General features: G+C 39.7%; 15 protein-coding genes. 7 read left to right on the forward strand and 8 right to left on the reverse strand.

Going from position 1 to position 16,303, the window contains the following annotated elements; translation table 11 throughout:
- From AC1DDX_RS08620 to AC1DDX_RS08650, 7 genes are all read right to left on the reverse strand, one after another.
- A partial coding sequence (locus AC1DDX_RS08620; RefSeq protein ID WP_477621953.1) for a glycogen synthase occupies positions 1-1,154 on the reverse strand: 1,154 nt, incomplete at its 3' end.
- A 537-nt stretch (positions 1,155-1,691) separates the two neighbouring features.
- Positions 1,692-2,942 carry a sulfate adenylyltransferase subunit 1 gene (locus AC1DDX_RS08625; RefSeq protein WP_337715351.1) on the reverse strand — a complete coding sequence of 417 codons (1,251 nt, stop codon included), beginning with the start codon at positions 2,940-2,942 and terminating at the stop codon, positions 1,692-1,694.
- Positions 2,942-3,847, reverse strand: a complete 906-nt coding sequence (gene cysD / locus AC1DDX_RS08630) for a sulfate adenylyltransferase subunit CysD (protein ID WP_048904366.1) — start codon at positions 3,845-3,847, stop codon at positions 2,942-2,944. Before cysD ends, AC1DDX_RS08625 begins: the two co-directional genes overlap by 1 nt.
- 14 nt (positions 3,848-3,861) lie before the next feature.
- The gene (locus AC1DDX_RS08635; protein ID WP_172660636.1) at positions 3,862-4,566 is read right to left on the reverse strand and encodes a phosphoadenylyl-sulfate reductase; all 705 of its coding nucleotides are present in this window, start codon (positions 4,564-4,566) and stop codon (positions 3,862-3,864) included.
- Positions 4,567-4,568: 2 nt separating this feature from the next.
- Complete coding sequence (locus tag AC1DDX_RS08640) at positions 4,569-6,083, reverse strand: TSUP family transporter (protein WP_288880767.1); 1,515 nt, start codon at positions 6,081-6,083, stop codon at positions 4,569-4,571.
- A gap of 5 nt (positions 6,084-6,088) precedes the next feature.
- Positions 6,089-6,880 carry a uroporphyrinogen-III C-methyltransferase gene (gene cobA, locus AC1DDX_RS08645; protein WP_048904363.1) on the reverse strand — a complete coding sequence of 264 codons (792 nt, stop codon included), beginning with the start codon at positions 6,878-6,880 and terminating at the stop codon, positions 6,089-6,091.
- Positions 6,881-6,884: 4 nt separating this feature from the next.
- Positions 6,885-8,969 carry a HEPN domain-containing protein gene (locus AC1DDX_RS08650; RefSeq protein WP_172660638.1) on the reverse strand — a complete coding sequence of 695 codons (2,085 nt, stop codon included), beginning with the start codon at positions 8,967-8,969 and terminating at the stop codon, positions 6,885-6,887.
- Between the two features lie 404 nt (positions 8,970-9,373).
- Between AC1DDX_RS08650 and AC1DDX_RS08655 the strand changes: the two genes are divergently transcribed.
- On the forward strand, positions 9,374-9,685 hold the full coding sequence (locus AC1DDX_RS08655) for a hypothetical protein (protein WP_172660639.1): 312 nt from the start codon (positions 9,374-9,376) through the stop codon (positions 9,683-9,685).
- A gap of 14 nt (positions 9,686-9,699) precedes the next feature.
- On the opposite strand, the gene AC1DDX_RS08660 is transcribed toward AC1DDX_RS08655, so the two are convergent.
- Entirely contained in the window at positions 9,700-10,797 is a 1,098-nt protein-coding gene (locus tag AC1DDX_RS08660) for an alkaline phosphatase family protein (RefSeq protein WP_172660640.1), read from the reverse strand.
- Positions 10,798-11,024: 227 nt separating this feature from the next.
- Between AC1DDX_RS08660 and AC1DDX_RS08665 the strand changes: the two genes are divergently transcribed.
- From AC1DDX_RS08665 to AC1DDX_RS08690, 6 genes are all read left to right on the forward strand, one after another.
- Positions 11,025-11,966, forward strand: a complete 942-nt coding sequence (locus AC1DDX_RS08665) for a metallophosphoesterase family protein (RefSeq protein ID WP_337715353.1) — start codon at positions 11,025-11,027, stop codon at positions 11,964-11,966.
- A 236-nt stretch (positions 11,967-12,202) separates the two neighbouring features.
- Entirely contained in the window at positions 12,203-13,399 is a 1,197-nt protein-coding gene (locus AC1DDX_RS08670; RefSeq protein ID WP_172660642.1) for a metallophosphoesterase, read from the forward strand.
- A gap of 49 nt (positions 13,400-13,448) precedes the next feature.
- Positions 13,449-14,144: a CDP-alcohol phosphatidyltransferase family protein gene (locus tag AC1DDX_RS08675; protein WP_477621954.1), complete on the forward strand. Its 696-nt coding sequence runs from the start codon at positions 13,449-13,451 to the stop codon at positions 14,142-14,144.
- The gene (locus AC1DDX_RS08680) at positions 14,144-14,554 is read left to right on the forward strand and encodes a GtrA family protein (RefSeq protein WP_172660644.1); all 411 of its coding nucleotides are present in this window, start codon (positions 14,144-14,146) and stop codon (positions 14,552-14,554) included. The genes AC1DDX_RS08675 and AC1DDX_RS08680 overlap by 1 nt, the downstream gene beginning before the upstream one ends.
- A 235-nt stretch (positions 14,555-14,789) precedes the next feature.
- Positions 14,790-15,680: an alkaline phosphatase family protein gene (locus AC1DDX_RS08685; protein WP_172660645.1), complete on the forward strand. Its 891-nt coding sequence runs from the start codon at positions 14,790-14,792 to the stop codon at positions 15,678-15,680.
- Positions 15,681-15,971: 291 nt separating this feature from the next.
- A partial coding sequence (locus AC1DDX_RS08690; RefSeq protein ID WP_477621955.1) for a helix-turn-helix domain-containing protein occupies positions 15,972-16,303 on the forward strand: 332 nt, incomplete at its 3' end.

Below are 16,303 nucleotides of genomic sequence, written 5' to 3' on the forward strand. Positions count from 1 at the left end.
GCATACATCTGGTTTAAGCCACAAGGCTCTACCCTACTTGGCATAAGCAAAAAATCTGCTCCCGCATATATTTGATGAGAAAGTTGTTCATTATATCCTATATAAGCATTGTAATTTCCGGGAAAAACATCTTTTAAATGATTCAGTCTCCCCTCCACCTGCGGATCACCAGAGCCTAGCACCAGTACATTTATATCGCCATTTGCCTGATGCAAAGCGTTGTAAAATATATCCGGTAGCAGGTCTGCTCCTTTTTCTCCAACCAATCTACCAATAAAGGTGTACAAAGGTTTTTCGGGATTCAGGTTAAAAACACTGCAAAGTGCTGCTTTGTTTGCCTTTTTACCAGCCTCAACTGTTTTAATAGAAAATTGCTTTTCGAGCATGGCATCTGCCGAGGGATTCCAGACATCATTGTCAATCCCATTTAAGATCCCTACAGACTTCCCACGCTCCTGCGCCAGCAAATCCTCCAGTCCGTTTGCCCTAAAGCTTATTTCGTCAAGGTAACTTGGAGAAACGGTAGTTACCCTCCAGGCACACTTAATTGCTGATGCAAGTGGATTGATGGAGCCTCTCCAGTCAAGCTGGCCCGATTTCCATAAGTCGAATGGCGGAATATAGTGAAGTTTGTCCCAGCCGAACTGCCCCTGATATTGGGCGTTATGAATGGTTAATATGGTAGGTACGTTGCTAATATTTCTAAACTGCTGGCAGTATGCCATCATAAAAGGCACTAAACCGGTATGATGATCATGACAATGAACAACATCAGGACGATGCTCCCATTGTGAAATCCAATCTAAAACGGATATCTGGTAAGCTAAAAAGCGTTCTGTATCATCATCATAACCGTAAACCTTTTCCCGGTCCATAAGTCCTGAAATGTGCACCAGATAAAGATCAAACCCAAGCTTATTGGTTTTCTCTCTGAAAATTCTTACAGGAAAGTTATGGAAGCCCAGTTTACTCCAGCCATCATACACCACCTCAAACTCATTCTCTTGCATAAATTTGGTCTGATAGGCAGGCATAACAACCTTAGCCACATGTCCAAGTTTATTTTGATACTTAGGCAAAGCACCAACAACGTCCCCCAAACCACCTACTTTAGCAATAGGATAGCATTCGGCACTAAGGTGTATAATTTCCATAATTTGAGGTTTTATAAATCACTCTCAAATTAGCGATTACAATAGGGAAAGCAAATAATTAAAGGAAAAAAATTTAATAAAAATGAAGTTGGTTAGTTTTTTAAAAAATGGCATACTATTCAGCGTCTGGAATCAGTTACGCTGAAGAAGCTAAACAATTCCCAGGTCTCTTCATCGCATATCCATTTTTTTCTAAGCGCAAAAACTAGCCAACTTCATTTTTATTGAATTTATAGAGGGAGACGTAAAGGGATGGAGGAGAGAAGGGAACTATCGTCACCCTGAATTTATTTTGCTGGCCAGCTACTTCGTGGTCAGGGTCCCGGACTAGGAAAACCACTTTATCAGACTAGCACAACAGGTCAAATCTACCTTGACGGCTCCTTATCGGCCGTTTAGCAGAACATTTTCCAGATTAAGCGTCTAACAAAAAATCAATTGTATTGCAAAGAGACCTAGGAACTTTTGCCCTTTTTCAGGGCAAAAGGTTCCAGACTCTGAGTAGTATATTGATTTTTTCAAAAGCAATTAAGAAAACTAATCTGCAATTGCTCTGAACATCAAAGCAGCAACAGTTAAATTAGTTCTGCTGTCAATTAAAATGGCTGCGCCATTGGCTTTGTTATCCGTGTAAAAGTCAAAGGCAAGGGCATCAGCAGTTTTGATTACAATACGGCCTATGTCGTTTAATTTAAAGTCATAAGCTTCCTGTTTTTCAAGCGTATTGATATCAACTTTGTGTATGATCTCCCGAATTTTACACTTAGTAACTTGACTATTGTGCTGCAATAAATAAGTAATGCTCTCATCAAGAGGACGTTTATCCATCCAGCATACATCCGCTTCGATCAGCTGAGAGTTTTGAGGTAAGTGATCAGCGTTTACCAATACATCACCACGACTAATATCTATATTATCTTTCAGGTGAAGTGTTACCGACTGACCTGCGTGCACTTCAGAAGGAGTTTGATCAAATATCTCTATACGTTCAATTACTGAACTGGTACCCGAAGGCAATACTGTTACTTTATCATTTACATTAAATGATCCACTAAGCACACGGCCCGCATAACCTCTGTAATCATGAAGCTCATCAGTCTGAGGTCTAACCACCCACTGCACAGGCATACGGGCAAGGTTATAATCAGGTCCGGTCTCTACATCAACATTCTCCAGGAAATGAAGCAGGCTTTGCCCTTTATACCAAGGCATATGTTCTGATTCATTGACTACATTATCGCCTTTTAAAGCACTAATAGGAATAAAAGTAACATCCTTTAGGCTTAAGTCAGCAGCAAGTGTTTTGTACCTGTCAGTAATCGTGTTAAATACCTCTTCGCTAAAATCAACCATGTCCATTTTGTTTAGGCATACCACAACATGCTCAATACCCAATAAAGAAACCAGGTAAGAGTGTCTGATGGTTTGCTCAATCACACCATTACGTGCATCAATTAAAATGATGGCAAGTTTGGCGGTAGATGCACCGGTAATCATGTTACGGGTATACTGAATATGGCCAGGGGTATCAGCTATGATAAACTTACGTTTCTCAGTCTGAAAATATTTATAAGCCACATCAATGGTAATTCCCTGCTCTCTTTCAGCTCTTAGGCCGTCGGTTAAAATAGCAAGGTCAATTGATCCATCATCGTTTTTACGGTTAGACTGCTGTAAAGCCTCTAACTGATCAGCCAAAATGGAATCTGTATCATATAACAACCGTCCAATAAGTGTGCTTTTACCATCATCAACACTACCGGCTGTAAAAAATTTAAGTAAATTCATTAAAAGTATCCTCCTTTTTTGCGGTCTTCCATTGCAGCTTCCGATACCTTATCGTCCATGCGGGCCCCGCGTTCACTAATCTTTGATGCGCTGATTTCAGCAATGATATCTTCCAGTTGATCTGCGTCAGACTCAACCGCGGCAGTGCAGCTCATATCGCCAACCGTACGGAAACGCACTTTCTTGTGCTCAACAATGTCCTCTTCATCCATATTCAGAAACGGAGAAGCAGCCATTAGCTGACCATTACGGGTAATTACATCTCTTTCATGAGCAAAATAAATAGAAGGTAATTCAATGTTCTCCCGACGAATGTAATTCCAAACGTCAAGCTCAGTCCAGTTACTGATAGGGAAAACACGAACGTTCTCACCTTTGTGGATCTTTCCATTATAAATGTTCCACAGCTCCGGACGCTGACGTTTCGGATCCCATTGCCCGAACTCATCCCTTACCGAGAAGATACGTTCTTTAGCGCGGGCTTTTTCCTCATCTCTGCGGGCCCCACCAATACAAGCATCAAAACCGTGTGCAGCAATAGTATCTAAAAGTGTAACCGTTTGCAGAGAATTTCTGCTGGCGTTTTTACCTTTTTGCTCTACCACTTTACCCTGGTCAATAGAATCCTGAACCGAACCAACAATCAGCTTTTCGCCAATGCGTTCAATCATTTTGTCCCTATAGGTAATGGTTTCCTCAAAGTTGTGTCCGGTGTCAATATGCACCAAAGGGAAAGGAAATTTACCTGGTCTGAAAGCCTTTTCAGCTAAACGCACCAATGTAATTGAATCCTTACCTCCCGAAAACAACAAGGCAGGTTTTTCAAATTGCCCCGCAACTTCACGTAAAATGTGAATTGCCTCGGCCTCTAATTCGTCTAAATAATCTAAATTATACTTACTCATTTTCTTTGTTGCAATTACGAAGTGGCGTGTAAACCACATTCTTTTTTTGATTGATCTTCCCACCACCAACGGCCGGCTCTAAAATCCTCGCCTTCCCTTACTGCTCTTGTACAAGGAGCACATCCTATACTAGGGAAACCCTTATCGTGTAATGTGTTGTAAACAATATTATTCGTTTTAATGTATTCCTTCACCTCATCAAGCGACCAGAAAAAGATCGGGTGAAACTTGATCAACTGATTTTGCTCATCCCACTCCAGGTTGGTCATATCGTGCCTGTTTACAGATTGCTCAGATCTGATACCGGTAATCCATAGCTGATTACCGTTTAAAGCACGTCTTAAAGGTTCTAGTTTACGAATTCCGCAGCATTCTTTTCTGTTCTCTACCGATTCATAAAAGCTGCTCGGGCCCTTTTTATTCACCATTTCCTGTACAGCCTCTGCCTGTGGGAAATAAGCCAATATTGGTTTCTTATAAATTTCTAAAGTACGGTTCCACACGTAATACGTTTCTGGAAACAACCTTCCGGTTTCCAATGTAAAAACCTCAATAGGAATATCATTTGCAAAGATCATGTGTGTAATCACCTGATCTTCCCAGCCAAAGCTGGTAGAAAAAACAATCTTACCGGGATACTCACTTGCAAAGAATTTAAGTGCATCAACCGGATCAAGTCCTTTTATTTTTTCTGCTATTTCTTCTAATTTTTCCTTCATGACTAAACTAATTTGAGGATAAAGTTGATGATGCTTCTTAAGCTTACCAGAATGACAAGAATACCTACCGAAACCATAATAGTTTTAGCAGAGATCTTGTTGGATACCCTTGCCGCAATTGGCGATGCAAGTGCACTACCGATAACCAAACCTCCTACCGCCTCCCAATGTGCCCCATTTAACATGGTTATAAAGGTCAGCGAGCTCATCAACGCAATAAAAAAGCGCGTTATCTTTACTGTTCCTAATGAAAACCGGGCATTTCTTCCGCCGGCTATTAAGCTCGACAAAACAATAGAACCCCAGCCTCCGCCACCAACAGCATCAATAAAACCACCAAACAAACCCAGCAATGAAACTTTCTTTATCTTTTTCTTTGGGCCTGTTGTTTTGGCGTTTGCTTTATACGCTTTAGAAAGGATTACAAATCCCAGTATTAAAGTATATAAAGAAACAACCGGCTTGGTATAATTACTATAATGCTCTAATGATGATAACAGGTATGCTCCTGTTACCGCACCCACAATTCCGGGGATAAGCAATAACCTGAACAATTTCCAGTTTACATTACCAAAGCGATAGTGCATCCAGCCAGCTATACCGTTACTCAAAATCTCAGAAAGATGAACACCCATACTGGCCGAAGCCGGTGGAACACCCATTGCCAAAGAGAATGAGGTGGTAGTAACACCGTACGACATTCCAATCGCACCATCAATCATTGCAAAAATAAAACCGCCCAGCAAGAACCAGTAAAACATCGGGTTCAGATTTTCAATGTAAGCCTGAAATTCCGGTTCTTTATGCCAAAATGCAGTAACAACAATTACAAAAGAAAATACGATTGCCAGCCATATCAGCCACTTCATCTTACCTCTTTTGCTTTTCTCTTCCTTATCTTTAACTAAAGAAGATTCTTCATCTTCAGTTGAAGCCAATTTTTCAGTAACCAATAATGAGGTTACTTCATTCAGTCTTTTAACCTTCGAAGCAAAATCACCATTAAGTGTATTTCTAAGTGCCTCCATTTGCTGCAAAGTATCATTCAACTCGTCAGGCAAACTATCATTTAACACTTCTTTCAACCGTTTTGCAATGGTTGGCGATTTACCGTTGGTAGATATTGCTATTTTAAGATCACCCTTTTTAACAATAGACCCCAGGTAAAAGTTACACAGGTCAGGTTTATCAGCAAAGTTAACCAGCAAATTGCGCTGGTCGGCCTGTATTCTGATTTCCTGATTCAGCAATTCATTATTTGTAGCTGCCACAACCAAATCTGCACCATCCAGATCGGCAGCAACAAACTCTTTTTGAAGTACTGTTACACCCTCATGCTTGTCAGCCAGTTCCTGCAGTTCCGGTAAAATCTCAAGCCCTATAACGGTAACCCTGGCATCAGGGCTATTACCTAATATTGCTGTTAACTTTTCCAAACCAACCGGGCCAGCGCCAACAAGTATGGTATGTATGGTATTCAATTTTATGAAGACAGGAAATAACTGATTGCCTTCCATAAAAACTACAATTCTTCTTTTAAAGCCTGGTAAAAATTCTTGATTGGCTGAAAAGAAGGATGTAAAGAAACCACCTGACCAAATATCAACAATGCCGGTGCCTCAATACCTTTTTCTTCAACCAGTTCCACAATCGTATCTACAGTACCCACGGCTAGTTTCTCATTCTCTGTTGATCCGCTTTGAATAGCAGCAACAGGCAATAAATTCTTACCCTCGTTCTGAAACAGTTTCACAATCTCTTTAAGCTTACCCAATCCCATCAACACCACTACGGTAGCTTTTGATCGTGCAGCCTCATAAAGGTCATTAGATATTTTTCCGGAAGAGGTAGTACCTGTTACCACCCAGAAGCTTTCGCTAAGTCCGCGGTGTGTAACCGGGATTTGCTGCAAACCAGGTACAGATATAGAGCTGGATAAACCGGGAACAACCGTTACAGGCACACTATAACCCACAGCAAAGTCCAATTCCTCATATCCCCTGCCAAACACAAACGGATCACCACCTTTTAAACGAACCACGTGGCCGTAATTAAGGGCGTAATCGATCATCAGTTTGTTTATTGCATCCTGACCATACGAATGTTCACCAGATCTTTTACCAACATATACCTTAATGGCATCAGGGTTGGCATAATCCAAAACTCCTTCATTAACCAATGCATCATACAAAACTACATCAGCAGTTTTAAGTGCATTGGCACCTTTCATTGTGATCAGTTCAGGATCACCGGGACCCGCGCCCACAAGCGTGATCCTTGGCTCTCTGTTATATATATTTTTGTGAGTGATCATTAGGTTACTCCCCTCTTGTTCCTTTAATTGAGTTATAAAAACGCTCAACATCAGCTAAGTAAGCAGTTGCAAACGCTTCTGTAGGCTCGTTTTTGTTAATTTGAAGTACCAGGTCATTAAATGAACCTTCAAGTACAACTTCTCCGGTTTCAACGTAGTTTTTATCGAACTCTCTGATCACACCAATCTGAGTGCTGCTGTTCACACCTTTATCAAGCAATAAAGCTTTGGCTGAACCAACAAATACTGCGTAAGTATGATAAATGGCATCAGACCATGCCCCAGCCTCGTACGAAGCTTTAGCCCAACCTAATTTCTCTTCAGATTCTAATAACAAAGTAGCCACAAGATCTATTACCACACCCGCACATTCACCAACACCAATAGCAGTTTCAAAAGTTTCTTCATGGCCCCAATCTACATACTCTTCGTCTTTAAGATTAGTAAGATCAGCAAGTGGTTTCAACAATTGGTAAAAATAGTCTTTACCGTTTCTGTCATAATACTTGTTAAAGCCTTCTTCTTTTTCGGCTTTAGCGCCAAAGTCATTTAATAATGTTCTTAAAACATCGGTAGCACGTTTAGATGGCGCTTTAATTACACGCTCAGCTACCCTGCCTTCTCCGTTACCAACTGTACCACCGCCAAGCATTACCTGTACTGCAGGTACAACTTTACCATTAGCCTTTACAGAGCTACCATGAAAACCAATGTGAGCCAAACCATGCTGTCCGCAAGAGTTCATACATCCACTGATCTTTATTTTAAGGTCTTTGTCGTAAATCAATTCCGGATATTCCTCGTAGATCACGTCTTCCAAAGCAACCGAAAGCGACATGCTGTTTGATATACCAAGGTTACAAGTATCTGTACCCGGGCAGGTAGTTACGTCGCCAACACTATCAAACCCAGGTTTAGCAAAACCTAAAGCTTTAAGTTCAACATATAATGAAGGTAAAGCACCTTCTCTAACATATTTCAATAATAAGCCCTGATTCTGGGTAACACGAATCTCGTCAGCCGCAAAAGGACTAATTGCATCAACCAGTTTACGGGCGAGATCGGTTGGGATATCACCTTTAGTTACTTTGATGTACACACCATAAAAACCCTCTTGTTTTTGAACAAAAGCGTTAGTAGCGCGCCAGTGTTTATAGTCCAGTGAATTTACCACATCATCCAAAGCAGGATAATCCAATAATTCAGGCACCTGAGGATCAGGTACAGCATCACGGTCTATTTTAAAAGATTTTGATTTATTGGCAACACGCTCTTCTTCAATAAGCCTAACAACTTCTTCTAAGCCAAGTTTCTGAACCAGGTATTTTAAACGCGCTTTATTTCTATTGGTTCTTTCCCCGTAACGATCAAACACCCTTAGCATTGCTTCAGCATAAGGAATGATCTGGTCTTCGTGCAGAAAATCGTGAACAGGTTCAGCTAAAAATGGCTGAGCCCCTAAACCACCACCTAAAACAACTTTAAAACCACGCTCGCCCTGCTCGTTAATTTTCGGAATAAAACCAAGGTCGTGGATATAACTAAATGCCGTATCTGTTTCATCAGAAGAGAAAGAAAATTTAATCTTTCTGCCCATCTCCTGGCAAATAGGGTTACGTAAAAAATATTTAAAAAATGCATGCGCATACGGCGATACATCAAATGGTTCGTTTGGATTTATACCTGAATCCGGAGAAGAGGTTACATTACGAACAGTGTTTCCACAAGCTTCGCGAATGGTTACATCGTCACGTTGAAGTTCTTCCCAAAGCTGGGGAGTCCTGTCTAAGCTTACATAGTGAATTTGAATATCCTGGCGGGTTGTCAGGTGTAAGTTCCCGCTTGCATATTCATCAGATACATCTGCAATACGTAAAAGCTGATTGAAAGTTACTTTACCAAATGGCAGTTTAATACGTACCATTTGAACGCCGGGCTGTCTTTGGCCATAAACACCACGCGCCAAACGCAAGCTTCTAAATTTCTCATCATGGATTTTACCCTCGCGGAATTCCCTGATCTTCTTTTCAAGATCGATTATATCTTTTTCGACAATAGGATTTTCTAACTCTGTTCTAAAGCTCTGCATCTTTTGTTAGGTCTAATTTAAAAAAAGCTTCTTTGTCGGGGAGACTGAAGAAGCTTTTAAAAGTTTTGTTCCAAACAGTCCGTAGTCTTACCCTTTCATGCATTGCATGATCATGTACTTAACGCTACAATTCACTGTTTTCATAAAGCAAATATATAAAGTATATAGGTTTGGTAGTACATAGAATTGTAAAAAAAGAATTAATGCACTAATTATCAATCAGTTATTTTGCAATTTAAAACCATTCAAGATTAGCTAAGTTCGTGCTTAATAAAAGGTTACGATGCTTTAAACAAATACACCGAGCTTTACTTCGTGTTAAGCAGCGAACAAATGTTAACATAATGATAATATGAAATTTACACTATCTTTATGTTGTTTTGTAATTCTTAAAAAAATATGTCATGAAAGATAAAAAAAAGGGATCAGCTATCAAATCTGCAATCAAGGAACTTCGTAAATCATTAAACACTCAAATAGCCACAGGAATTGAAGCAGTAGTTACAGGATTGGACTACAACCCGAAAGATGCCAAAAAAGAAATCAATAAAGCAGCAGCTAAATTAGCAAAAAAACTATCTAAAAAACTTAAAGTAAGCAGCTCTGATCTAATTGAAGCAAGCACTGTAACTAAGAAAGCAGAGGCTCCAGTTAAAGAAGCCGCTGCCACTGCTAAAGTTAAAAAAGTAGCTACCAAAGAGCCCGCTAAAAAATAACGCTGTATTAAGCATTATTTAAGAAAGGAAACAGACTCAACTCTCTCTCCTACCGGGTGGTTGGCAGTAAACTTAAAGCCAAGAAAATGAGCTAAGGTTTGCGCAAACTGTTCCTGATAAATCTGCCCTTCAGTTTTCATTTCTCCTTTGGGCGGTGTATCAGGGCCTAGAACAGCGAACCATGTTTCGTTAGAGTGAGCCGTCTCTGATCCATGACTAACCCAGCCTTTATCTATACCACGACCATGATCCGGGCAAATCATAATAGTTGTATTATCCTTATAGAAAGGATCGGCCTGAAGGCTTGCCCAAAGACTTGCAATCATTTTATCCAGATAATTAGCGGCATCAAGAAAAGAATCATATTGCCCGGCGTGCCCGAACTCATCAGTATCTATGAAATCTATGTAAACCAGTCGTGGGTGATTCGCTGCTATATAGGTTTTAGCCAGCGCATAAGTTGTTAAATCGAAACGCTCTGAAGTACCGAACGTATTGGGTAAAAAGTACTGTAATTCATTGGCCAGCTTTTGAGCCTCGGTTAAGTTTGCACCTTTTACATCCTCGTAAGGGTTATACAAAGGCATTTTATTCCTATTACGGTTCACTATGTTTCCTACTGCAGCCCAACCTGCAAAAGTTACCACCTTATTTTGATAGCCTTTTTGTTTATTGATAAACTCAAGTACGTTTTCGTTCGGATTATCCGGATAGCTATTCGAATTAATGGCCGGATCATAGTAACCACAAACTGTTTCACTCCTACCAGGATAAGAGAACCAATATTTGTTTTTAACATTCACATAATTCTTTAGGTCGCGGTTACCATATAGCTGCCCATGTTTCGCAATAGTATTCCAAAAAAAAGGCATCAGTTTTTGTCGGCGCTCATTTGCAGTTGGCGCCCAATACTTTTTAACCAACTCTGTTGAATCCTGCCTGCGATATTTTTTTTGGAACAATAATGAAGAATCTGCACCCTTGAAAATTTCCTGCCAGCGATACCCGTCAATAGAAATAAGGATTACGTTTTTTGTCTTACCTTTTTGGGCAAAGGAAGAGACAGCTGCCGCCATAAAAACCAAGGCAAACACAAGTAATTTTGTTTTCATAATTTTTAGTATATATAAACTTTAAGATTTAATAACAATAATTTAACAATTAGATATTTTTAAGTTAAAACAAGTCAAAAGACACTATATTAACTATATACACGAACAACAACAAACCTACTTCTATCTTCAAATGTTTACAAATATTAAAAATATACTTCATTTATTGCAATTTTTATTTTACAATTGTATTCTAAAAAAACGGCTCCAAACTTCGACTTACAGGTATGAAAAGACGCAACTTTTTAATCAGCACATTGATTGGCACCGGCAGCCTTTCAGGAATACAAAATCTATACGCAAAAACAGAAGCCTCCGCAGCCTTATCCGGCAAAAAACCTTTAATGCGTATTGGTATTTGCACAGACCTTCATCAGGACCTGATAAAGGACGGCGAAAAAAGACTGCAGTCGTTCATCAACGAAATGAACCAGCGTAAACCCGACTTCATTATTCAAATGGGAGACTTTTGCATCCCTAAGGAAAAGAACAAAAACTTAATGGGAATCTGGAATCAATTTACCGGACCAAAATATCATGTAATAGGAAATCATGATACAGATGGTGGTTTTACACATGACCAGGTTGTTGATTTCTGGAATGCCAAAGGAAAATATTACTCGTTTGACACCAATGGCTATCATTTTGTGGTGCTAAACGGCAATGAAAGACCAGAAGGAGATACTTCCAAAGGATATCCAAGATCTATGAATCCAGCACAGATAAAATGGATGAAACAAGATTTGGAAGCAACGAATTTACCTACAATTGTATTTTGTCATCAGGGTATAGATAATGATCAGGATGGCTTAAAAGAAGGAGCCTTGATCCGTTTAATATTTGAAAGAATAAACAAGAAAGCAGGGTTTAATAAAATTCAGTTCGTTTTTAGTGGCCACCATCATGAAGACTATCATAATGTTTACAACGGCATTAATTATGTACAGATCAATAGCATTTCCTATCAGTTTACCCATCCGGTTACAGGTTACGATTTTGCACACACTAAAGAACCCCTGTGGGCATTTTTAACAATTTACACCAATGGCACTGCAGAAATCAAAGGCCGTAAATCGGAATATATGGGGCAAGAAGCCACACAAAACGACCCCGATTATAACGGATACCCCAATGTACCCTATATTTCGGACAGAGCAATTAAGATTTAATTTGCGTTATCATCCTTTAAAGCGGACATTCTTTAAAACTGACGTCATTCAAGAACCGACCTCATTCGAGAACCGAGGTCATTCAAGAACTGGCCTCATTCGAGATGACGTGCATTATGTCGAGATGACGTGTATTATACTATTACACCCCCAACAATACACAGTAATGTCATATTGAGTAACATACCAAACACTTTGCCATCCAAGCTGTAATTTTAATTCGTTTATAAAACTACATGAAGAGAAGAATCAGTGTTTTACCACTTGCTATAATAGCAATACTACTTTTTGTTTTGAACTGGTACGTGCTTTCGGGCATCAGAACAATAAGTTCAAATTCACTTACCACCCCACTTTTCTGGGGTTTTATCGTGCTCACCACCGCCACCCTAATTTATTCCATAATAAGAATGCGCGACAATGGAATGGACCTGCTCTTTAAAATAACCACTCATGTTTTTCTGATCCTGTTTGTTACAGAGGTGATATTTTCGGCATTCCTGCTGCTGGGCGATACATACAGATTGATAACGCAAGGCGCCAGAAATGTATATTGGGTTGAATTTGCCCTCCTGGTCGTCCTACTCGTAATCCTAATATTTATCTACGGCATGATTAAAGGAAAATATGCCTACAGGGTAATTAAGCATACCTTATTTTTTGATGATCTGCCGTCAAATTTTGATGGCTTTACCATCACACAAATCTCTGATGTACATGCCGGAAGCTTTAAAAATCCAACAGCAGTACAAAAAGGCATCGACCTGATCAAAGCGCAAAATTCTGACCTCTTTGTATTTACCGGCGACCTGGTAAACAACAAAGCAGAGGAGATTACACCCTGGATTGATCATTTCAAACAGGTAAAGGCACCATACGGACAGTTTTCTGTTTTAGGAAACCATGATTACGGCGACTATGTACCATGGAGAAGTGAATCAGAAAAGAACGCAAATCTACAACGACTAAAAGAATACCATGAAGAGCTGGGCTACAAATTATTACTCGACGAAGAGGTAACCTTACACAAAGACGGGCAAAAAATAGTGTTGGCCGGAGTAGAAAACTGGGGAATAGGTTTTGGCGAAAGAGGAGACTTAAACAAAGCTTTAGCAGGCACCAGTCTCAATGACTTTAAAATATTACTTTCACATGATCCATCACACTGGGACGCAGAAGTAGTAAAACACCCCTCAAAAGTTCACCTTACCTTAAGCGGACACACACATGGCATGCAATTTGGCATAGAAGCATTTGGGATCAAATGGAGCCCTGTAAAGTATCGCTACGCACATTGGGCAGGCATAACAAGCAGGAATGGTCGATATTTAAACATCAACAGAGGCTTTGGTTTTCTTGGATTTTCTGGCAGGATTGGTATATGGCCAGAGATAACTGTAATAGAATTGAAAAAATCGCCTGAAATAAGTTAAAATACCTACTTTTGTACCTCGTTATAAAAAGCATATTTGCAACCCCTGAATGGAAGAAACACAAGATCTGAAARGGATATTTCAAGACAGAAAAAGAACTAACATCCTAAGAAGTGCCGAACAAAACACCATTTCTTACCTCGTAAAACGAGTTCCTTCGTCCATCAGCTCAGATATGCTAACCTTTACAGGTACTTTTGGATCGCTTCTGGTTCTTGCAGGTTTTATTTTAGCTACATACGACAACCGCAGCTTTCTATTGCTTGGTATATTAGGCTTAGCAATTAACTGGTTCGGCGACTCACTTGACGGAAGAATAGCTTACTACAGAAACATTCCAAGAAAATGGTACGGCTTTTCTTTAGATATCATAATGGATTGGGTAAGCACGGTACTTATTGGATTGGGCTATATGGTATATGCCAGAAACGAATACGAACTTATCGCATTCGTTTTTGTGGTTTTATACGGATGGGCAATGATCATTTCTCAGTTACGCTATAAGATAACTGACATCTACAGCATCGACTCGGGCATTGTAGGCCCTACCGAAATCAGAATTATTCTGGCCCTGATACTTATCGCTGAGGTTCTTTTCGGACACTTAATAGAATATTTTGCGGCAGCGATCTGCATCACCTTGTTTATCATTAACTTTTTAGATACCAGAAAACTGCTAAAACTTGGCGATATTCGTGACAATGCAGAGCGAGAAGCTCGTTTAGCCAAAAAAGACAGTGTTTAATGAGTAAAAAAAATGCCGTATTTGTTTTTGCCAAAGCCCAGCTTTCTGCCTTTACCGGCGGAATAGTTGACTATCTGGTAATGATATTATGCACTGAATTACTAAACATTCATTACACCATTTCTATTGCCATCGGCGGAATCGTTGGCGCAGTAGTTAACTTCTCTGTAAACCGCTACTGGACTTTTACCACTGCAAATGCAAATAAGGCCCCGGTTGGACAACAACTCATTAAATTTATATTTGTAGTTGGCGGCAGTATTTTATTAAAATCATCGGGTACCTATTTGCTCACTACCTGGCTAAAGATAGACTACAAAATAACCAGAATCATGGTTGACATCATTGTATCTCTGGGCTTTAACTACGTTTTACAGAAATACTGGGTATTCAGAAGAAAGTCTCTTTAGTCGGCTTAAATCAACCTTATCTTATTATTGAATATTTGTAATATTTTTATTTGTTTAGTTTTACTAAACAAAAATATACATATATTTAACTCCTGAAAGAAAAAAACAGCCGTGCTGTACGCGCCCATAATCCTGGTGCCTAGGCACAAATGCGTTCGAGATAACGAAGAGAACGACGGCAGCTTTAAGACGACAGATTGTTTTAGTAAAATTTTAAACCACAAATAACAAACAAATGAAAAGATTAATTATTGCCTCCTGCTTATTGTGCTTTACTATGCAGCTTAATGCGCAGGTAAAAAAAGTAAAACATGTTGTTCTAATTGGATGCGACGGATTTGGAGCCTATGCAGTACCTGATGCTAAAATGCCCAACCTAAGAAAGTTAATGGAAACAGGATCATGGTCGTTAAAAGCCAGATCCGTATTACCTTCTTCAAGCGCTGTGAACTGGGCGTCTATGCTTATGGGTGCCGGACCAACTGAGCATGGCTTTACAGAATGGGGCAGTAAAACTCCAGAAATTCCTTCGGCTACTACCACTAAATATGGTCTGTTCCCATCTATTTTTAGCGTAATCAGAGATCAGAAACCCAACGCTAAAACTGCAGTAATTTACAGCTGGCCGGGCATTGGACCACTAGTAGAGAAAGATGCGATCAGCATTGTAGTACCAGGCAATGATAACGACGATTTTTGTGCGGATACTGCCGCCACCATTATCAAAAGAGACAAACCTTATTTCACTTTTATCCACCTTGATGAGCCAGACGGAACAGGCCACGGCATTGGACACAGGACCCCTGCCTATTACGAGCAACTTCAAAAAGTTGACATAAGAATTGGAAAGATTGTACAGGCAGTTAAAGACGCAGGCATAGAGAACGAAACCATCATTATACTATCTGCTGATCATGGCGGAACGGGTAAAGGACATGGCGGAAAATCTTTAGACGAAGTACAAATTCCATGGGTAATAAATGGCGCAGGAGTTAAAAAGAACCACGAGATTAAGGATGTAATTATCACATATGACACTGGCGCAACCATTGCCTGGATACTTGGATTAAAAGCCCCTCAAAGCTGGAGAGGAAAAGCTGTAGCAGATAGCTTTTCAGGAATATAACATAGTTGCGTCCCGGCATATATAACACAAATATAAATACGGTAAAAAACGTAATGAATACATAATAAATAAAGGATTGAAATACCCTTGCTATACCGTTGATATACCCTTGAATTACCACCAGGGTATCCCAACGGTATAGCAAGGGCAGTAATAGTAACTTAATTATGTTCTTATATTGTATGCATATAGTTATTATTATATATTCAATAGCAACTCACAATAATTGATGGTAAGTTACACCCCTCCGAATTCCAAATTTTATTTACTTTTGGATAAAACGCGAAAACCATGGAAGACGATATTATCCTAAAGATCAGCTACAGAATAAAAGAAATACGAAAAGAAAAGAACATTACCATACAAGAGCTCGCTAATAGAGCCGGAGTAAGCAAGGGCTTGATCTCCCAGATTGAAAATAACCGTACCATCCCATCGCTACCTGTTCTAATGAACATTGTACACTCCCTAAATCTTGATCTGACTGGTTTCTTTAAAGACATCTCCCCTGCCAATCATCAGGAAAAGGTTTTTGTAATCCGCGCCAGCGAATATAAACCACTAAAAAAAGAAGCAGCCAAAGGATTTAATTACCAGCGCATACTTGCCCGCAACATCCATGG

This window comes from Pedobacter sp. 10L46_2, assembly GCF_056395165.1.